Below are 19115 nucleotides of genomic sequence, written 5' to 3'. Positions count from 1 at the left end.
CCCGGCCCCGGTGGGGGGACCCCCGAAAGGGGGACACTCGCGCCCGGTCCGGCCATGTAACCCGGTCGTAGCATTAACGTGTGCCCCGCAGAGAAACAGACCGTGTGCAGAACAGCGCCGATGCCTGGGAGGCCCTCTTCAGGGCCCAGGTGACGGTCATGCGGCGCCTCCAGCGCCAACCCGAGTTCGCGGAGCTCTCGGCCCGCGAGTACGACGTCCTGTTCAACCTGTCGCGCTCCGACGAGTCGGGGATGCGGCTCAACGAGCTCAACGAGTACGTGCTGCTCACCCAGTCCAGCCTCAGCCGGATGCTCGAACGCCTGGAGCTCAAGGGGCTGGTGCACCGCTGGCAGGACCCCCAGGACCTGCGGGGCCTGCGGATCCGGCTGACCGATGCGGGCCGGGCCATGCAGGCGCAGATCGCCGAGCAGTTCCGGGTGCACGTGCACGAGCTGATGTCCGCCGGGCTCGACCCGGAGGAGCTGCGCATCCTCACCCGGCTGGCGGACCGCCTGCGGGAGGCCGTCAACTCCCTCTGACCGGCCCGTCCGCTCAGCCGGGCAGGGGGAGGACGACCCGCGCCCCGGGATCCTCGGACGTGCCGGCGGTGGACTCCGCCGCGATCCGCATCTCCCCCAGCGTGATCCGCCCCTGCAGGGTGGTCAGGAACGCCGTCTCCGAGGCGTCGGCGCCGGTGGCGATCCGCACGAACTCCGGCCGGGGGGCCAGTCCCGTGGCGTCGAGGATGTACCATCCGCCGTCGTGCCACGCCTCGACCACGGCGTGGAAGTCCATGGGGGACAGCCCGGGGGCGTAGACGGACACCAGCCGCGCCGGCACGCCCAGGGACCGCAGCAGGGTGACGAGCAGGTGGGCGTAGTCGCGGCAGACGCCCTGGCGGGTCAGGTACGTGTGCACGGCGGTGTCCGTGGCCGTCGACGAGCCCGCCACGTAGTCCAGATTCTCGTGCACCCAGTCCCGCACCCGCTGCAGGGTCGCGTACCCACCGCCGCGGGCTCCCGGGAACAGGGAGTCGGCGGTGCCGGTCATCTCGTCGGAGGGGCAGAAGCGGCTCGGGCGGGTGTAGCGGACCAGGTCCACGGACGCCGCCGCCGGCGGCGGGCCCCCCGCGCCGTCCAGGACCAGCTCGTAGGAGACGGTGCACTGCGTCCCGCCCGGCACGCGGGCCAGGTGCAGCCGGGTGCCGTGCAGGTCCTCGGCCGGCTCCAGCGGCAGCGGCTCGCCGTCCACGCGCAGGCGCAGCCGCTCCCCGGGGTGCGGACCGCCGCCCAGACGGGCGGCGGCGAGCGAGAACACCGCCAGGTGGTCGGTCTCGGACGCGAAGTCGACCTCCGCGGAGACGGTGCGCCGGGTGGTGGGCACGAGGGGCCTCCTGATCAGGTGGGATGTCGGCCGGGCCCGCGGCCCGCCAGGACCATTGTCGCCCACCCGTTCGATCATCAGTACACTGATGCAGGAGACCTCCCCCACACGCCCCCGCCGCCGGCCCGAGCCCAGGCACCGGATCCGGCGGCCACGACCGAAGGACGTGCACGATGGCACAGGACACGACCCAGGACAGCCGGTCCAAGGAGCAGACCGCCCCGGACCCCGAGGACAATCGCAAGCCGGACAGCCCCACCGAGCTCAGCAAGCCCGCGTGGGGCTACATCTTCAAGCGCTCGCTCTCCGAGTTCTCCAAGGACGACTGCACCGACCTCGCCGCGTCGCTGACGTACTTCGCGGTGCTCTCCCTCTTCCCCGCGCTCCTGGCCATCGTCTCCCTGCTCGGCGTGTTCGGGCAGGGAGAGGCCACCACCCAGGCCATCACGAACTTCCTCAGCGACTACGCACCCGACGCGCTCGTCGAGCTGCTCCGCGAGCCCATCAACAACCTCACCACCAGCACCGGCGCCGGGCTCGCCCTGTTCACCGGTCTGCTCGGCGCCCTGTGGACCGCCTCCGGCTACACCGGGGCGTTCGGCCGGGCCATGAACCGGATCTACGAGGTCGAGGAGGGCCGGCCGATCTGGAAGCTCCGGCCGATGAACATCCTCGTGACCCTCGTCCTGGTGCTCGTCGTGGTGCTGATCATGCTCATGCTGCTGCTCTCCGGTGGCATCGCCCAGTGGGTGGGCGACCTCATCGGCCTCGGCACGACCGCGGTGACCGTCTGGAACATCGCCAAGTGGCCGGTCGTCGTCGCCCTGGCGATCGTGCTCATCGCGATCCTCTACTACTTCACCCCCAACGTGGAGCAGCCGAAGTTCCGCTGGATCAGCATGGGCTCGATCGTCGCCCTGATCGTGGCGGCCCTGGCCGCGGCCGCGTTCACCTGGTACGTGGTCAACTTCGCGTCCTACAACGCCACCTACGGGATCATCGGCTCCGTCATCATCCTCCTGCTCGGCCTGTGGATCATCAACAACGTGCTGCTGCTGGGCGCGGAGATCGACGCCGAGGTGGAGCGCGGCCGCGAGCTCCAGGGCGGGATCAAGGCCGAGGAGACCATCCAGCTCCCGCCGCGGGACACCCGCCAGATCGACAAGCAGGAGAAGAAGGAGGAGAAGCTCATCGACCGCGGCCGCAAGCTGCGCCTGGAGCACGAGCACCTCGACTACTCCTCCGACGACTCCTCCGGGAACTCCGCGGACTCCGGGACCTCCCGGCAGGGCAGCAGCTCGGCCTCCTGATCCCGAGCACCGCACCGCACAGCTCGGAGAGTTCGGCGGGCACCGCAGCGGCGGCACCATGGCCCAGCGCCACGGGGTCGCCGCTGCGGCGTTCCCGGGACCGCCCCGCGCCCCCGGTGCGCCCGGGACGTCCTTCCCTAGACTGGGGAGCAGGGTTCCGGACCGGAACCGCCACGTCGTCCGCAGAAAGGACCATTCCCCATGCACGAGGTCAGAGGAGTCGTCGTCAAGGCGAAGAACGAGCCGGCCACCCTGGAGACCATCCTGGTCCCGGACCCGGGACCGGGCGAGGCCCTGGTGGACGTGCTCACCTGCGGGGTGTGCCAGACCGACCTGCACTACAAGGTCGGTGCGGTGGGCGAGGACTTCCCCTACCTGCTGGGCCACGAGTCCTCGGGCATCGTCTCGGCGGTCGGTGAGGGGGTGACGGAGGTCGCCGTGGGCGATCACGTGATCCTGAACTGGCGGGCGGTGTGCGGGCAGTGCCGGGCCTGCCGGCGGGGCGAGCCCTGGTACTGCTTCGCCACCCACAACGCCACCCAGAAGATGACCCTGGAGGACGGCACCGAGCTGACCCCGGCCCTGGGCATCGGCTCCTTCGCGGAGAAGACCCTGGTGGCCGCCGGGCAGTGCACCAAGATCGAGGGCGAGCTCCAGGACCACCAGTACGCCGCGGTGGGGCTGCTGGGCTGCGGGGTGATGGCCGGGATCGGGGCGGTGCTCAACACCGGGGCCGTGAAGCGCGGGGAGTCCGTGGCGGTGATCGGCTGCGGCGGAGTCGGGGCGGCGGCGATCGCCGGGGCCGCCCTGGCCGGGGCGAGCACGATCATCGCGGTGGACCTCGACGACGAGAAGCTGGCCACGGCGAAGAAGTTCGGGGCCACCCACACCGTGAACTCCACGGAGCAGGACCCGGTGGCGGCGATCCGGGAGCTCACCGGCGGGCACGGCGCGGACCTGGTGATCGACGCGGTGGGCATCGGCCCGACCTTCAAGCAGGCCTTCGAGGCCCGTGACCTGGCCGGGCGGATGGTGCTGGTCGGGGTCCCGGCCCCGGGCACCACCTGGGAGATCCCGCTGGACGAGGTGTTCGGGCGCGGCGGGTCGATCAAGTCCGCCTGGTACGGCGACACGCTGCCCTCCAGGGACTTCCCGATGCTGGTGGACCAGTACCGGCTGGGCCGGCTGGACCTCGACGGGTTCGTGAGCGAGCGGATCGGTCTGGGCGACGTCGAGGAGGCCTTCGCGAAGATGAAGGCCGGCACCGTCCTGCGCTCCGTCGTCGAGATCGCCCCGGCCCCGGAGGCCACCCGATGAGCGCCCCCGGCCCCACTCCCGGCTCCCCGTCCGGAGCGTCCGCGCCCGATCCGGCCGCCCCGGCCGTCGACGGCGACGCCCTGCCCGACACCGGGCGTGAGCACCCCGACGACTCCGGGGCCGTGCCCGCACGTCCCGCCGCCGGTCAGGTGCGGGTGGAGCGGCTGGTGACCGCCGGCACGTTCTCCCTGGACGGCGGCACCTGGGACGTGGAGAACAACGTGTGGCTCGTCGGCGACGACGACGCGTGCGTGGTGATCGACCCCGCCCACGACCCGCAGAAGGTCGTGGAGGCCGTGGCCGGTCGACAGGTCGTGGCGATCCTGCTCACGCACGCCCACGACGACCACATCCGGTCCGTGAAGGAGGTCGCCGGGCAGGTGGGGGCGCAGATACACCTGCACCCGGACGACACCGTGCTGTGGGAGCAGGTCTACCCGCACACGCCCTTCGACGCCGAGCTCGCCGACGGCCAGGAGTTCGCCGTCGGCGGCGTGCGCCTCACGGTGCTGCACACCCCCGGGCACTCCCCCGGCTCGGTGTGCTTCTCCGCCCCCGAGCTGGGGGAGCACGGCGTCGTGTTCTCCGGGGACACCCTGTTCCAGGGCGGGCCCGGGGCCACCGGCCGCTCCTACAGCGACTTCGGCACGATCATCGGGTCGATCCGCGAGAGGCTGCTGACCCTGCCCGAGGGCACCGAGGTGCTCACCGGGCACGGGGATCCCACCACGATCGGGGCCGAGGCCCCGCACCTGCAGGAGTGGATCGACCGCGGCCACTGAGCCGCCCGTCCCGCCGGGCCCGGTACCGGGCCCGGCGGGACTCAGGCGTCGTCGAGGAGGGTGCGCCGCCACCGGTGGACGAAGCCGAGGGCGCCGGCCAGGAGCAGGGCCGCGGAGCCGACGGGCACCAGGGCCGCGGTGCGGTAGCCCCACGTCTCCCCGAACCACCCGGAGAGCACGAGACCCACGGTCATCCCCACGCTCATCGCCGCGGTCATCACCGTGGTGAGGGCGGTGACCCGCGAGCTCGGCGCCACGAGCCGCGCGAGCTCGTAGACGGCCACCAGGCAGGGACCGGTGGTCAGCCCGGCCACCGCCAGGGCGAGCACCATCCCCACGGAGTCGTCCGGGACCGTCAGCAGCATCGAGGCCAGCACCGCCCCCGAGGCCGCCCCCACCCAGCGGTTCCACAGCCGCAGCTCCTCCGTGCGGGCGGAGGCGAACACCGCCGCGACCGCCGAGGTCAGCCCCGTGACCGCGTAGAGCCAGGCCACCGAGACCACCGCGTCCACGGAAATGGCGAAGACGACCACGGAGCCGAGGATCGACCCCAGCAGGGCACCCAGCGTCCCCATGCCCACCACCGGGAGCAGGCGCAGCTGCGCGGTCCGGCGCCGCCGGAGCCGGGCCGCCCGGGTGAGCCCCGCGGCGGCGGGGGCGCGGAAGCGCAGGAGCCGGCGCGGCAGCCGCGCCGAGCAGTGCAGGAGGAACACGGTGGTGCCGGCCAGGGTGAGGGCCGCCGAGAGCGCCAGCACGGCGGCCGGCCCGAGCGTCACGGCCACGAGCCCGGTGACCACGGCGGCCAGGACCGTCGCCAGGGAGTCCATCACGCTCTCGTGGCGCAGCGCCGTGTCGAAGAGGTCCTGCCGGTCGTCCCGGCCGAGCAGCGACCACCAGCGCAGCCGGCACACCACGCCCATCTGCGGCAGGACCAGTCCGGCGAGCAGGCACGGCAGGACCAGCCGGACAGGGTCGGGCTCGGCGGCGGCGGAGGCCCCCGGCAGCAGACGGACCAGCCACCAGACCGCCACCGGATTCGCCAGCGTCAGCAGGACGAGGCCGAGCTGGCGGCCCCGCCAGGAGGCGGCCGCCCCCATGGCCAGCCCGCACACGGCGGAGCCGAGGGTCACGGCCCCGGCGCACAGCGTGCCGAGGGCCGGGGACCCGGAGATCAGGGCCACCGTGGTGAGCACGCCCAGCGGCACCATGGTCTGGGGCAGGCGCACCAGCAGGGTCAGCACCGGGTAGAGGGCGCCGCTGACGGCGGCGAGCTCGCGGGAGTCGGCCAGCGGCGAACGGCTGGCCATGCTGATCCCGCCGAGCGGTTCGGGGGCGCGCGTGCTGCTCACGAGGGTGGTCCGGTTCCTTCCGGTGGGGGCCGGGGCACGCACCAGCCTAGCCACGGCGTCGGTCGATGACGGAAAGCGTCGGCCCCGCGCAGCGCGGGCCGCTCCTGCGCGGACCGGGGAGGTCGGGAGCGTCCCGCGCCGGGGCGGTCGAGCCCCGCCGCCGCTCAGGCCGACGGGTCCCGCTCTGCTCCACGACGGGTGGGATCCGCGGCGGGACCCTGGGCAGTGCTGTCCTGGGCAGTGCTGTCCTGGACGGCGCCGTGCTCGAGGGCGCTGTCCTGGTGGGCCGCGTCCGGCGCCGTGCCGGGCCGCGGGCGCCGGAGGCCGGCCGCGCGGTGGGCGAGCCCGGCCACGAGGCCGCCCAGCAGGGGTGCCAGCCAGAAGAGCCACAGCTGCCCGAGGTGGGACGAGCCCGCGACCACGGCGGCGCCGGTGGAGCGGGCGGGGTTCAGCGAGCCGCCGTCGAACGGCGCGGTGACCGTGAGCAGGAAGGCCAGCGCAGCGGCCATCGCGATCGGGGCGAGCACGGCGTTGGCCCGGGGCGCGGTCGAGCCGAGCACCACGAGGGCGAGCAGGGCGGTGGCCACGAACTCGACCAGCAGGACCGTGGTCCACCCCGCCTGGGAGGCGGAGTTCGCCCCAAAGCCGTTGGAGACGCCAGCGATCACCTGGGCGGTGGTGGAGGTGTCCAGCAGGGTCGTCAGCACCGCCCACAGCAGGCCCGCGGCGCTCAGCGCGCCGAGCACCTGGGCCAGCACGTAGCCGATCGCGGACCCGGGAGCGGTCCGGCCCGCGACCACGGCGGCCAGCGTCACGGCCGGGTTGAAGTGGCCGCCGGAGACGTGCCCGAAGGCCACGACCGCGGCGAGCAGGCCGAGACCGAAGCCCAGCGCGGAGTCGATGACCTCCGTGGCGAACATGCCCGTGCCCAGCCCGGCGAAGACGAGCAGCGCCGTGCCCGCGAACTCCGCGGCCCACCGCGCCGGGGCGGAGGGGTCCTGCCCGGCGGCCGGCGCCGGGTCCTTGCGCGCGGCCGCGGGCACCGGGGCGGCGAGGCCGGTGGGCTCGGGGTCGCGCCGGCCGGCGAGGGCGGTGGTGTCGGCGCGGTGCTCAGGCCGGGCCGCGGCGACGGCGCCTGCGCGGGTGCTGCCGGCGGCGGGTTCCTCGGCGCCGGGGCGCACGGCGGTCGTGCGGACGTTCTCGGTCATCGGGTTCTCCTGGGGGTCGGGTCGACACGGACGGGGGTGCCGTGGCGGTCGGGGCGGCGGACGCCCGTGCCATGCAACCACAGCCCACCTGAAAGGGCGGTGAGACACCGCGGTGCAGCACCGGCCTGCACGGCTGGACGGTGCTGCTGGACGGTGCTGCTGGACGGCGCTGCCGGACGGCACGGCCCGACTACACTGACCGCATGCCTGGACCCCTCCTCCGCCCCGATGCCGGCCACGACCCCGCCCGGCCCGAGTACGCCGACTCCGTGCGCGCCGCCCTGCTGGGCGGGGCACTGGGGGACGCGATCGGCTACCGGGCCGGTGCGGACGCCCCGTCCGCCGAGCACCCGGACCCCGACGGCGGTGCCGGGCGGCTGCTGGTCTCCGACGACACGCAGCTGACCCTCTACACGTTGGACGCCCTCCTGGAGGTCGTGGAGTGGGCCAACGACGGCCAGCCCGCCGACGAGACCGCCTGCCTGTGGCTCGCCTACCTGCGCTGGCTGCGCACCCAGGGGGTGCCCCACCCCTCCGAGGCACCACGGCCCCTGCCCCGCCGGCTCGACGAGCACGAGGTCCTGCACGCTGTCCGGGACCCGGCCGGCACGGTGCTGGAGGCCCTGCGGAGCGGACGGATGGGCGAGGTCGAGCGGCCGCTGCTGCCGGACGCCGAGGACGCCGCGGCCGTGCTGCGCTCCGCCCCCTTCGGCCTGCTGCCCCACGTGGGATGGCGCACCCTCGCGCCGCTGGCGATCAACGGCGCGGCGCTGACGCACGGGCACCCCGAGGCGCAGAGCGCCGCGGCGGTCTACGGCTTCACCGTGCACGCCGCCGTCCGGGCCCGCCGGGAGGGGACGGCACGGCCGGTCGCCGCCGCCGTCGCCGCGGCCCGCGAGACCGCCGCGCACCTCACCCGCCCGGTCGACGAGACCCTCGCCCGGCTCGACGACGCCGTGCGCGCCGCCGGTGGGCCGACCCCGGCCCCCGGGGCGCTGCCCGACGGGCGCCCGGCGGACCTCGGCGCGGAACCGACGGCGCCCGTGGTCCTGGCGGCCGGACTCCGGGCGGCACTGCGCGCCGAGGCCGAGGACCCGGCGGCCGCGGACCCGCAGGCGGTGTTCCGCCGCGCGGTGGGCCTGGGCACCGCCTCCGGCGTCGCCCCGGAGGCCGCCGCGTCGATCGCCGGCGCCGTCACGGGCGCGGCGCTCGGCACGGCCGCCCTCCCCCCGGAGTGGCTGGCCCAGCTGGACGCCCGGGATGCGGTGGCCGACTCCGCCGAGCGCTGGCTCAGGGAAGTCGGGGCGCCAGGCGCCTGACGCTCAGGCCGCAGCCGGCGAGCAGCGCCCCGACCGTGCCCGCCCCGGAGCGCCGGACGAGGTCCACCACGATCCCGGCGCAGGCCCGGGCGTCCTCGAGGGCGTCGTGGTGTCGCTCCAGGGGGACGCCGGCGGCCTCCGCGGCCCGCGGCAGCGCGTAGGACGGCAGGTCGTAGCCGCGCCGGGCCAGCGCCAGGCTGCACGCGTACGCCAGCGGGGCGTGCCGGGTGCCCGTCTCCGCGCAGGCGGCGCGGATCACTCCCATGTCGAAGGCCGCGTTGTGCGCCACGACCAGCTCGTCGGCGTCGTCGGCGAGGATCCAGTCCTCGATCCGGGGCCACAGCTCGTCGAAGAGCGGGTGGCCGGCGACGGTGCGCTCGGTGATCCCGTGGATGCGGACGTTGCCGGGGTCGAAGGCGGCGCGGGTGCGCGGGGGCCGCATGTACGCGGAGCGCTCCTCCACCACCACCCCGGCGCGGACCCGGACCAGTCCCACCGCGCACGGCGAGCCGATGAAGCGGTTGGCGGTCTCGAAGTCGATCGCGGTGAAGTCGAGGGAGGACGGGGCTGCCGAGGGCCCGGCGCCGGTCGTCCCGGGCGCCGGCCCGGGAGCCGCGGCGGGAGACGGTGCGTCGGTGGCGGGGGAAGCGGGAAAAGGCACCGGAACAGCCTACTGCCCCGGCTCAGGCGTGGGCGCCGCGCAGGTGGGTCTCGATCCACTCGTCCGCCCGGGCGATGGCCTGGTTGATCTGGGCGGTGTCGAGGTCGTGGTGCATGGCGTACGCGACCGCCTGCAGCGGGAAGGTGCGCGCGTGCAGCCGGGCCCGTTCGTAGACCGGCTCGGACACGGCGGCCCGCAGGACGTCCCAGCCGTACCACAGTCCGAGGGAGGCGGCGTCGTGCGCGGGGTCGTAGAGGCAGGCGTGGTCCCAGTCGATGATGCCGGTGAGCTCCTCCCCGTCCCAGAGCATGTTGTGCCCCATCAGGTCCCCGTGCACCAGGGAGGGGGTGACGGTGGGCAGCGCCGCCAGCTCGGCCACGGCCCCCCGGGCCGCCGCCTGGTTGCGGGGCAGCAGCCGCGGGATGACCTCGTCGAGCAGCACGTGCCGGCGGCGGTGGCCGCCCCAGTGCTGGCCGGGCCGGTCCAGGTAGGCGGCGAAGCCGGAGGCGTCGACCTCCGCGAGCTCGGTCAGGACCCGGTGCAGCACGGCCGGGTCGCCGTACCCGGGCGGGTGCGGCACCCCGGGGAGCCAGATCAGCCCCACCCCGGTGTAGCCGTGCGCGACCACCACGCCCGTCAGCGGCCGCGGGATCGGGAAGGAGAAGCGGGGCAGCCGGCGCAGGACCTCCGTGCGCCGATCCACCTGCTCGCAGACGGTGGCGTTCTTGGCGATCCGCACGGAGATGATGTGCCCCACGTTCACCACCACGTGCGCGGAGCCGCCGGCGTGGACCTCCCACTCGCTGCGCGCCATGCGGATCCCCGCCTCGGCCAGGACGGCCTCGACGGCGCCGGCGAAGGGGAGGTGCTGGAGCGACGACCAGGGCATGGGCTGTCTTCTCGGTCCGGGTGGGGTCAGTCGGGGACGGCGCCCGTGTCGGCGCCGAGCGCGGCCAGGAGGTGCGGGAGCAGGGCGGTCATGGCCCGGCCCCGGTGGCTGACGGCGTTCTTCTCCGCGCGGGTGAGCTGGGCGACGGACCGGTCGGAGCCCTCCGGCAGCAGGACGGGGTCGTAGCCGAAGCCGCCCTCCCCCACGGGTTCCCGCAGCAGCGTGCCGCGCAGCGTCCCGGTCTCCACGTGCTCCCTGCCGTCGGGGGTCGCGAGGGCCGCGGCGCACACGAACTCGGCGCCGCGGTGGGTGTCGGGGATGTCGGCGAGCTGGTCGAGCAGCAGCCGCAGGTTGGCGGCGTCGTCGCCGTGCCGGCCGGACCACCGCGCCGAGAAGATCCCGGGGGCCCCGTGGAGCACGTCCACGGCCAGCCCGGAGTCGTCGGCCACGGCGATCAGCCCCGTGGCGGCGGCCGCGGAGCGGGCCTTGAGCAGGGCGTTGGCCGCGAAGCTCGTGCCGTCCTCGACGACGTCGGGGGCGCCCGCGGCGGCGGCGTCCACCACGAGCCGCTGCACGTCCGCCCCGGGCAGCGCGGCCGCGATCATCTCCCGCAGCTCGGTCAGCTTCCCGGCGTTGTGGGTGGCCAGCACCACACGGGCGCCGTCGTGCTCAGGCACCGTCGCCCTCCCGCAGCGTCTCCACCTGGATCTGGGTCAGCTGGGCGCAGCCGGCGAGCGCCAGGTCCAGCAGGGCGTCGAGCTCGGCGCGGTCGAACGGGGCGCCCTCGGCGGTGCCCTGGACCTCCACGAAGTCCCCGGAGCCGGTGACGACCACGTTCATGTCGGTCTCGGCCCGCACGTCCTCCACGTAGGGGAGGTCGAGCATGGGCACCCCGTCGATGATCCCGACGGACACGGCGGCGACGGTGTCGGTCAGCGGCTGGGCGCGCCGGGCGATCAGCCCTTCGGCGCGCGCCCAGTTCACCGCCTCGGCCAGCGCCACGTAGGCGCCGGTGATGGCGGCGGTGCGGGTCCCGCCGTCGGCCTGGAGGACGTCGCAGTCGAGGACCACGGTGTTCTCCCCCAGTGCGGAGAGGTCGATGACGGAGCGCAGGGACCGGCCGATGAGCCGGGAGATCTCGTGGGTGCGCCCGCCGATCTTGCCCTTGACGGACTCCCGGGCGGAGCGGGTGGAGGTGGCGCGCGGGAGCATGGCGTACTCGGCGGTCACCCAGCCGCGCCCCTCCCCCTTCAGCCAGCGCGGAACGCCCTCCGTCACGGAGGCGGTGCACAGCACCCGGGTGCTGCCGAACTCGATGAGCGCGGAGCCCTCCGCCTGCTGGGACCAGCCGCGGGTGATGGTGATGGGTCGCAGCTCGTCGGGTGAGCGGCCGTCCGCCCGGGTCGCCCCCGGGATCGAGGAGGCCTGCGCGGTCGTGTCGACGGGGGTTTCCATGAGACCCACCTTACTCCCCGGTCCGGGCCGGGACGCCGCGTCCGCGGCGCCGGGGGTCACGGTCCGACGGCGGCGGCGGGGCGGCCGCTGCTGTGCCGGACGATGCGGTAGGTGTAGGCCGGCTCGGCCAGGCCGATGGGGCCCTCGAAGACCTCCTCGGCCTCCTCCACGGCCCGCGTCGGCGAGTTCCAGACCGGCAGGTGGGTCAGCAGCAGCTTGCGCGCCCCGGCGTCCCGGGCCGCCTCGCCGGCGCGCCGGCCGGTGAGGTGGATGCCGCGCAGGGCGTCGTCGCGGCCCTCGTGGTAGGCGGCCTCGCAGAGGAACACATCGGCGTCGTGCGCGGCGCGCACCAGCCCCTCGCAGGCGTCGGTGTCCCCGGAGTAGGTCAGCGTGCTGGGCCCCATCACCCCGTCGTAGTCCAGGCGCAGGGCGTAGGGCTCGGAAATGGGGTGCTCCACCAGATAGGGCGTGATCGTGAACGGTCCGATCCGCACGGGCTGCTCGGGCACCCAGGAGTGGAACTCGAACTCCCCGTGCATTCCCGGGTCGAGCGGCAGCCCGTGGGTGCTGCTGAGGTAGTCGTGGATCCCCGTGGGCCCCCACAGCGGGATCCGGGGCCCGCCCCAGCCCCGGGGGTCCCACTTGACGGCCACGTGCAGCCCGGCGAGATCGATGCAGTGGTCCGGGTGCAGGTGGCTGACCAGCACGGCGTCGATGTCGTGCAGGTCCAGGTGCCGCTGGAGCACGCCCAGGGCGCCGTTGCCCATGTCCAGCAGGATCCGCCAGACCCGGCCCGCGGCGTCCTCGCCGCTGACCAGGTAGCAGGAGGCCGGGGAGTCCGGACCGGCGAAGGATCCGGTGCATCCGATGATGGTGAGTTTCATGGGCGAGGGCCTTCCAGGGGAACCGGTGGGACGGCGGCCGCACCGGCCGCGGGGCTTCAGGCGCCGGACGGGCCGGCGCCCCCGATCATCTCCGGGGTGATCCGGGCGAGCGAGCCCGTGGGGAACTGCTCCGCCACGGAGCTGGTGTGCCGCACGCGCGCCACCTCCGGGCCGAGGAAGCGCCGGGCGAGGACCTCGAAGGACGCCGCGTCCCCCGTGGCGAGGAACTCGTGCCTGGCCGACCCGCCCGGCGCCCCCGGCTCGCGCTCGAGCCCGTGGCTGACGAGCGCACGGTAGACGTCCTGGGCGGTCTCCTCCGCGCTGGAGACCAGGGTGACGGTGTCGCCCATGACGTAGGAGATCACCCCGGTGAGCAGCGGGTAGTGGGTGCAGCCCAGGACGACCGTGTCCACGCCCGCGTCCTTGAGCGGGCCGAGATAGCCCTGCGCCGTCGCGAGGAGCCCGGGGCCGGTGGTGACCCCCGCCTCCACGTAGTCGACGAACGCCGGGCAGGCCACCGAGTCGATCCGCAGGTGCGGGGCGGCGGCGAAGGTGTCGTCGTAGGCGCGCGAGCCCACCGTGGCCTCGGTGCCGATCACGCCGATCCGGCCGTTGCGGGTCGAGGCCACCGCGCGGCGCACCGCCGGCTGGATCACCTCGACCACCGGGATGCCGTAGACCCGGGTGTAGCGCTCTCGGGCGTCGCGCAGCACCGCGGCCGAGGCCGTGTTGCAGGCGATCACGAGCAGCTTGACCCCGGAGTCGACGAGCTCGTCCATGATCCGCAGGGCGTGCGCCCGCACCTCCGCGATCGGCAGCGGCCCGTAGGGCCCGTGCGCGGTGTCGCCCACGTAGACGATCTCCTCGTGCGGGAGCTGGTCGATGATGGCGCGGGCCACGGTGAGCCCGCCCACCCCCGAGTCGAACACGCCGATGGGTGAGCCGGGATTGGGGCCGCGCGCGGCGCGGCCGCCGGGCCCGAAGACGTCGTCATCCTGCATATCGTCAAGAGCGTAGTCCGCGGCGTGCCGCCGCCCCAAACCCCACGGCGGCCGCCGCGGTGTGATCACGGCCACGGGCGTTCCCCATATGGGGTCCCCGCACGCTCCGCCGCACGTCGGCCCCGGGTCAGCCCTCGATCAGCTCCGGGTCAGTGACGGGGCAGGTCGTGCAGCAGCGCCTCCATCAGGGTCTCCTGCAACCACGAGACGAAGTTGTACAGCAGCGACATGTACGCCTCGACGTCCTCGATCGCGGACCAGTCGTCGTAGCGGCCGACCCGTTCGGCGTCCTCCTGGCTGCGGATCTCCAGCCGGTCGGCCAGCACCAGCCGGACGTCGTTGAGCGCCTGCCCGAAGGCCTGGGCCTGCTCGGGGTCCAGGCGCACGGGCTGGGCTTCCAGGGCCAGGGCGGCCTGCTTGAGCGCACCCATCTTGGTCTCCCGCAGCGCCCGCTCCGTGTACCGGCGGAACTCCGCGGCCCGCTCCGGGTCGGGGCTGGCGTCGGGCAGCAGCCGCCGCAGGGCGGAGTCCTCCGGGGCGGAGGCGTCCGCGGACACCCCGAGCATGCGCTCCAGCGGGTCCTGCGCGGCCGGCTCCTCGGGCGCCAGGGTCTGTGCCACGTCCGCGAAGAGCTTCTGCAGCAGATCCTTCTCCGCGTCCTCGAACCGGGCGGTGATGCCCTTGCGGGTCGACCGGAATCCCTGTGCCACTCAGCGTCCCCCTGCCTGCTCGAAGGTGGCCCACAGCCCGAAGCCGTGCATGGCCGCCGTGTGCGTCTCGGCCTCCTCCAGGGAGCCGCTGGCCACGACGGAGCGCCCGTGGTGGTGGACCTCCAGCATCAGGGCCCGGGCCTTGCCCTCCGGGTAGCCGAAGTAGGAGCGGAAGACGTACGTCACGTAGCTCATGAGGTTGACCGGGTCGTCCCAGACGACCACGTTCCAGGGGCGCTCGGTCGCCGAGGCCACCGACGTCTCCCCGGTGGTCCGGGTGCCGGTCTCCGGGGAAACGGTGGCCGCGGCGCGGACGGCGGCGGGGAGGGTGCAGTGCATGGTCCGTCCATCGTAGCGAGTCCCGGGGGCCGGGCGCACCGGCGGCGTCGCTAGAGTGGTGCCCGTGAACCAGCGCAGCCACCCGTGGACCCCGCCGCCCACGTCCCTGATGACCGACCACTACGAGCTGACCATGCTGCAGGCGGCCCTGCACTCGGGCACCGCGCACCGGCGCAGCGTGTTCGAGGTGTTCGCCCGGCGCCTGCCGGCCGGGCGCCGCTACGGCGTGGTGGCCGGCACCGGCCGCCTGCTGGAGGGCCTGGAGAGCTTCTGCTTCGACGACGAGCAGCTGAGCTTCCTCGCCGCCACCGGGGTGGTGAACCGCTCCACCCTGGACTACCTGGCCGGGTTCCGGTTCACGGGCTCGATCTCCGGCTACGCCGAGGGCGAGGCCTACTTCCCCTCCTCGCCGCTGCTCGTGGTGGAGGCGACGTTCGCGGAGGCGTGCGTCCTGGAGACCTACTTCCTGTCGGTGCTCAACTACGACAGCGCCGTGGCCTCGGCCGCCTCCCGCATGGTCGGTGCGGCGGCGGGCCGCCCGTGCATCGAGATGGGCTCGCGCCGGGCCCATGAGGAGGCCGCCGTCGCGGCGGCGCGCGCGGCGGTGATCGGCGGCTTCGACTCGACGTCCAACCTCGAGGCCGGCCACCGCTACGGGCTCCGGACCGTGGGCACGGCCGCCCACTCCTTCACCCTCCTGCACGACAGCGAGGAGGACGCCTTCCGCGCCCAGCTGGAGTCGATGGGCCGCGGCACCACGCTGCTCGTGGACACCTACGACGTGGAGGCGGCCGTGCGCAGGGCCGTGCAGCTCGCCGGACCCGAGCTGGGCGGGGTGCGCCTGGACTCCGGTGACCTCGTCACCCAGGCCTCGTGGGTGCGCGGCCTGCTCGACGAGCTCGGCAACCCGGACACCCGGATCACCGTCACCTCCGACCTCGACGAGTACGCGATCGCCGCCCTCAACGCCGCGCCGGTCGACGCGTTCGGCGTGGGCACCCGCGTGGTCACCGGCTCCGGCGCCCCGACCTCCTCCATGGTCTACAAGCTCGTGGCCCGGGAGGACTCCGCCGGGACGCTGCAGCCCGTGGCCAAGGCCGCCGTGGGCAAGGCCTCCCTCGGCGGGCGGAAGTACGCGCTGCGCCGCCGCGACCAGCGGGGCACCGCCACGCACGAGATGGTCGGCATCGGCCGGTCCCCGCTCGACGACGGCGACGACCGGACCCTGCTCGAGGAGTTCGTCCGCGACGGGCAGCTGCTCGACGGCTGGACCGGGCCGTCCGGCGTGGAGCGGGCGCAGGCGAGGCACACCGCCTCGATGGCCGAGCTCCCCCGCTCCGCCCGGCGGCTGAGCGAGGGCGACCCCGTGATCCCCACCGTCGTCGAACCGGAGGCCGTCGCCTGAGCCCCCGGGCCCGCTCGGCCCGACCCCATCCCCACCGACCCGCACCGACCCGGCCCGGCCCATTCCACCGGAGCCGGCCGACTAGAGGAGGAGCACCATGAGGACCGCACTGATCGTCGTCGACGTGCAGAACGACTTCTGCGAGGGCGGGGCCCTCCCCGTGACCGGCGGCGCCGAGGTCGCCGCCGCCGTGTCGGAGCACCTCGAGAACCACCACGGGGAGTACGCCGCCGTGGCCGCGACCCAGGACTGGCACATAGACCCCGGGGCGCACTTCTCCGACGAGCCCGACTACGTGCACTCCTGGCCCGTGCACTGCGTGGCCGATTCGGCCGGCGCGCACTCGCACCCGGACCTGGACACCGACTGGATCCAGGCGTGGTTCCGCAAGGGCGAGCACGACGCCGCCTACTCCGGCTTCGAGGGCCTGCTCGCCCCGGACGCGGACGTGCCCATGGGCGACGACGAGGACGTGGACGACGAGCCCGACGTCAGCCTGGACGACTGGTTGCGCGAGCACGAGATCGAGGCCGTGGACATCGTGGGCCTGGCCGCCGACCACTGCGTGCGGGCCACCGCTCTGGACGCCGTCGAGGCCGGCTACGACACCCGGGTCCTGGTCGGGCTCACCGCCGGTGTGGCCGAGGAGTCCACCGCCCGTGCCCTGCAGGAGATGGCCGACGCGGGCGTCGAGCTCGTCCACTCCTGACCCACCCCCTGTCTCCTGCGCTCTCCTCCGCTCACCTCCGCGAGGTTGCGGCTGTCGGCGGCCGGCGGCGCCGCGGTGGCCGACAGCCGCGGCCCCGCGGGGAGGAGCGCGGGGTCACTTGCGGCCGATGAACCAGTCCTGGAGCTTCTTCACGCGGGCCTGCAGCTGCTCCTCGTTGGCCTGCGCCACCGGCGGGCCGCCGCAGACGCGGCGCAGCTCGTTGTGCACCATGCCGTGCGGGGTGCCCGTGCGCGACGCCCAGGCCGAGACGTTCTTGGACAGGGTCGAACGCAGCTCCTTGAGCCGCCGGTGGTCGGGCACGGCCGGCGCCTCCGGGGCCCGGGCCGTGCCCGAGCGACGACGGGCGTGCTGCGACTGCCGCTCCCGCAGCAGCGCCGAGACCTGGTCCGCCTCGAGCAGCCCGGGAATGCCCAGGAAGTCGGCCTCCTCCTCGGAGCCCACGGCCACGCCGCCGCCGAACGCGCCGCCGTCGAAGAGCACGCCGTGGAAGGACGCGTCGGAGCCGATGGCCTCGAAGCGGCCCTGCGCGAGGGTCGAGGACGCCTTCTCCTCGCGGTTGGCCTCCTCGAGCAGGTCGTCGTCCCAGCCCTCCTCCATCGGGTCGGCGGGCAGGCCGGTCTCCGCGGCCGCCGGCTTGTCGAGGGCATGGTCCCGCTCGGCCTCCATCTCGTTGGCCAGCTGCATCAGCGCGGGCACGGACGGCAGGAACACGGACGCGGTCTCCCCGCGCTTGCGGGCGCGCACGAAGCGGCCGACGGCCTGGGCGAAGAACAGCGGGGTGGAGGTGGACGTCGCGTAGACGCCCACGGCCAGACGCGGGACGTCCACGCCCTCCGAGACCATGCGCACGGCGACCATCCAGCGGCTGTCGCCGGCGGAGAACTCGTCGATCCGGTCCGAGGCGCCCTTGTCGTCGGAGAGCACCACGGCGGGGTTCTCCCCGGTGATCCGGCGCAGCTGGGCGGCGTAGGCCTTGGCGTCCTGGTGGTCGGTCGCGATGACCAGCGCCCCGGCGTCGGGCACGGTGCGCCGCACCTCGGTGAGCCGCTGGTCGGCGGCCTGCAGCACCGAGGGGATCCACTGCCCCTGGGGGTCCAGGGCGGTGCGCCAGGCCTGCGAGGTGATGTCCTTGGTGAAGCCCTCGCCGAGCTCCGCGGCCATCTCCTCGCCCGCGCTCGTGCGCCAGCGCATCTGCCCCGAGTAGGCCAGGAAGATCACCGGGCGCACCACGTGGTCCTTCAGGGCGTCCCCGTAGCCGTAGGTGTAGTCGGCGCTGGAGCGGCGGATGCCGTCCCCGTCCTCCACGTAGCGCACGAAGGGGATCGGGGCGGTGTCCGAGCGGAACGGGGTGCCGGTCAGCGCGAGCCGGCGCACGGCCGGGTCGAAGGCCTCCTGCAGTCCGTCGCCCCAGGTCAGCGCGTCCCCGGCGTGGTGGATCTCGTCCATGATCACCAGGGTGCGGCCGGCCTCGGTGCGGGCGCGGTGGAGCAGCGGCTTCATGGCCACCTGCGAGTACGTCACCGCGGCGCCGAGGTAGTCCCGGCCGTGGGAGCCGTCCGAGTTCTTGAAGTTCGGGTCGATCGCCAGCCCCACCCGGGCGGCGGCGTCCGCCCACTGGCGCTTGAGGTGGTCGGTGGGGGTCACCACCGTGATGCGGTTGACGGTGCCGCGGTCGAAGAGCTCCTTGGCCACCCGCAGCGCGAAGGTCGTCTTGCCGGCCCCGGGGGTCGCCACCGCCATGAAGTCCTGGGGCTGGGCCTCGAAGTAGCGCTGCAGCGCCTCCGCCTGCCAGGCACGCAGCTTGGGGGCCGTCCCCCACGCGGCGCGGTCCGGATAGGCCGGGGGGAGGTCGGCGGCGGCGGCGCCGAACAAGGACAGCTGGTCGTCCTGGGACACGGTGGCGATGTCCTTTCGCTCGTGGTGCCGCGGCCCGGCACGGGCCGCGGCGGGTGGGAGGGCGCGGCGGCGGGCCACGCAAAAGCGCCCGCCGGCGGCGGGCGCTTCGTCGGAAGGGCCGTGCTCAGCCCTGGTCGTCGCCGCTGTCGTTGCTCGGGCGCAGGCCCTCGTAGATCTCCTTGCAGGTGGGGCACACGGGGAACCGCTGCGGGTCCCGCCCCGGCACCCAGACCTTGCCGCACAGCGCGATCACGGGCTCGCCGGAGAGGGCGGACTCCATGATCTTCTCCTTGCGCACGTAGTGCGCGAAGCGCTCGTGGTCGCCGGGCTCCTGGACCTCCCGGGTCTCCTCGCGCTCGATGGTCGTGGTGCCGCCCGCCGGCTGCGCCGGGTCGGTGCCGTAGGGGCTGTCGTCCAGCCCGCTGGTCGGGGTGCCGGGAGTGGAGGCTGGGAAGGAGTGCATGGGCGTCAGTTTAC

20 protein-coding genes are annotated in these 19115 nt (G+C 74.4%); 7 read left to right on the top strand and 13 right to left on the bottom strand.

Features of this window, described 5'->3' with window-relative positions:
* Positions 1 to 158 precede the first annotated feature (158 nt).
* Entirely contained in the window at positions 159 to 539 is a 381-nt protein-coding gene (locus tag PU704_RS03180) for a MarR family winged helix-turn-helix transcriptional regulator (RefSeq protein WP_238986095.1), read from the top strand.
* A gap of 13 nt (positions 540 to 552) precedes the next feature.
* Here PU704_RS03180 and PU704_RS03175 read toward each other — a convergent pair whose 3' ends face one another.
* The gene (locus PU704_RS03175) at positions 553 to 1383 is read right to left on the bottom strand and encodes a transglutaminase-like domain-containing protein (RefSeq protein WP_277550099.1); all 831 of its coding nucleotides are present in this window, start codon (positions 1381 to 1383) and stop codon (positions 553 to 555) included.
* A 173-nt stretch (positions 1384 to 1556) separates the two neighbouring features.
* Here PU704_RS03175 and PU704_RS03170 point away from each other — a divergent pair, with 173 nt between their 5' ends.
* The 3 genes from PU704_RS03170 to PU704_RS03160 all read left to right on the top strand — a co-directional run bounded on the left by PU704_RS03170 (position 1557) and on the right by PU704_RS03160 (position 4792).
* A complete protein-coding gene (locus PU704_RS03170) occupies positions 1557 to 2693 on the top strand; it encodes a YihY/virulence factor BrkB family protein (RefSeq protein WP_277550098.1) in 1137 nt (378 codons plus the stop codon).
* Positions 2694 to 2894: 201 nt separating this feature from the next.
* A complete protein-coding gene (locus PU704_RS03165; protein ID WP_277550097.1) occupies positions 2895 to 4010 on the top strand; it encodes an S-(hydroxymethyl)mycothiol dehydrogenase in 1116 nt (371 codons plus the stop codon).
* Entirely contained in the window at positions 4007 to 4792 is a 786-nt protein-coding gene (locus tag PU704_RS03160) for an MBL fold metallo-hydrolase (protein ID WP_277550096.1), read from the top strand. Before PU704_RS03165 ends, PU704_RS03160 begins: the two co-directional genes overlap by 4 nt.
* A 41-nt stretch (positions 4793 to 4833) precedes the next feature.
* Here PU704_RS03160 and PU704_RS03155 read toward each other — a convergent pair whose 3' ends face one another.
* On the bottom strand, positions 4834 to 6141 hold the full coding sequence (locus tag PU704_RS03155; RefSeq protein ID WP_277550095.1) for a hypothetical protein: 1308 nt from the start codon (positions 6139 to 6141) through the stop codon (positions 4834 to 4836).
* 164 nt (positions 6142 to 6305) lie between these two features.
* Positions 6306 to 7349, bottom strand: a complete 1044-nt coding sequence (locus PU704_RS03150) for an MIP/aquaporin family protein (RefSeq protein ID WP_277550094.1) — start codon at positions 7347 to 7349, stop codon at positions 6306 to 6308.
* 203 nt (positions 7350 to 7552) lie between these two features.
* Between PU704_RS03150 and PU704_RS03145 the strand changes: the two genes are divergently transcribed.
* Positions 7553 to 8668, top strand: a complete 1116-nt coding sequence (locus PU704_RS03145; RefSeq protein WP_277550093.1) for an ADP-ribosylglycohydrolase family protein — start codon at positions 7553 to 7555, stop codon at positions 8666 to 8668.
* On the opposite strand, the gene PU704_RS03140 is transcribed toward PU704_RS03145, so the two are convergent.
* From PU704_RS03140 to clpS, 8 genes are all read right to left on the bottom strand, one after another.
* On the bottom strand, positions 8640 to 9329 hold the full coding sequence (locus PU704_RS03140; RefSeq protein ID WP_277550092.1) for a 3'-5' exonuclease: 690 nt from the start codon (positions 9327 to 9329) through the stop codon (positions 8640 to 8642). The genes PU704_RS03145 and PU704_RS03140 overlap by 29 nt on opposite strands.
* 22 nt (positions 9330 to 9351) lie before the next feature.
* Positions 9352 to 10218: a phosphotransferase family protein gene (locus tag PU704_RS03135; protein ID WP_277550091.1), complete on the bottom strand. Its 867-nt coding sequence runs from the start codon at positions 10216 to 10218 to the stop codon at positions 9352 to 9354.
* A 26-nt stretch (positions 10219 to 10244) separates the two neighbouring features.
* Entirely contained in the window at positions 10245 to 10895 is a 651-nt protein-coding gene (rdgB, locus tag PU704_RS03130) for an RdgB/HAM1 family non-canonical purine NTP pyrophosphatase (protein ID WP_047802178.1), read from the bottom strand.
* Positions 10888 to 11673 carry a ribonuclease PH gene (gene rph / locus PU704_RS03125; protein WP_047802179.1) on the bottom strand — a complete coding sequence of 262 codons (786 nt, stop codon included), beginning with the start codon at positions 11671 to 11673 and terminating at the stop codon, positions 10888 to 10890. The genes rdgB and rph overlap by 8 nt, the downstream gene beginning before the upstream one ends.
* 56 nt (positions 11674 to 11729) lie before the next feature.
* The gene (locus PU704_RS03120) at positions 11730 to 12557 is read right to left on the bottom strand and encodes an MBL fold metallo-hydrolase (protein WP_277550090.1); all 828 of its coding nucleotides are present in this window, start codon (positions 12555 to 12557) and stop codon (positions 11730 to 11732) included.
* A gap of 56 nt (positions 12558 to 12613) precedes the next feature.
* Complete coding sequence (murI, locus tag PU704_RS03115) at positions 12614 to 13558, bottom strand: glutamate racemase (RefSeq protein ID WP_047802181.1); 945 nt, start codon at positions 13556 to 13558, stop codon at positions 12614 to 12616.
* Positions 13559 to 13707: 149 nt separating this feature from the next.
* Positions 13708 to 14268, bottom strand: a complete 561-nt coding sequence (locus PU704_RS03110) for a DUF2017 domain-containing protein (protein ID WP_277550089.1) — start codon at positions 14266 to 14268, stop codon at positions 13708 to 13710.
* Positions 14269 to 14607 carry an ATP-dependent Clp protease adapter ClpS gene (gene clpS / locus PU704_RS03105; protein WP_047802183.1) on the bottom strand — a complete coding sequence of 113 codons (339 nt, stop codon included), beginning with the start codon at positions 14605 to 14607 and terminating at the stop codon, positions 14269 to 14271. It lies immediately after the preceding gene.
* Between the two features lie 55 nt (positions 14608 to 14662).
* Between clpS and PU704_RS03100 the strand changes: the two genes are divergently transcribed.
* Both PU704_RS03100 and PU704_RS03095 read left to right on the top strand, forming a co-directional pair.
* Positions 14663 to 16012 (top strand): nicotinate phosphoribosyltransferase, encoded by a 1350-nt coding sequence (locus tag PU704_RS03100; RefSeq protein ID WP_380113874.1) that lies wholly within the window; start codon positions 14663 to 14665, stop codon positions 16010 to 16012.
* 97 nt (positions 16013 to 16109) lie between these two features.
* Positions 16110 to 16721, top strand: a complete 612-nt coding sequence (locus PU704_RS03095; RefSeq protein WP_047802185.1) for an isochorismatase family protein — start codon at positions 16110 to 16112, stop codon at positions 16719 to 16721.
* 114 nt (positions 16722 to 16835) lie between these two features.
* On the opposite strand, the gene PU704_RS03090 is transcribed toward PU704_RS03095, so the two are convergent.
* Together PU704_RS03090 and PU704_RS03085 are read right to left on the bottom strand one after the other, a co-directional pair.
* The gene (locus tag PU704_RS03090) at positions 16836 to 18638 is read right to left on the bottom strand and encodes a DEAD/DEAH box helicase (protein WP_277550087.1); all 1803 of its coding nucleotides are present in this window, start codon (positions 18636 to 18638) and stop codon (positions 16836 to 16838) included.
* 124 nt (positions 18639 to 18762) lie between these two features.
* Positions 18763 to 19101 carry a DUF3039 domain-containing protein gene (locus tag PU704_RS03085; protein ID WP_277550086.1) on the bottom strand — a complete coding sequence of 113 codons (339 nt, stop codon included), beginning with the start codon at positions 19099 to 19101 and terminating at the stop codon, positions 18763 to 18765.
* Positions 19102 to 19115: the final 14 nt, after the last annotated feature.

The sequence above is a fragment of the Kocuria oceani genome (assembly GCF_029524215.1).
GTDB lineage: Bacteria > Actinomycetota > Actinomycetes > Actinomycetales > Micrococcaceae > Kocuria > Kocuria oceani.
Note: the sequence above shows the minus strand (reverse complement) of the source record. Positions and strands in the feature narration are given on the sequence as shown.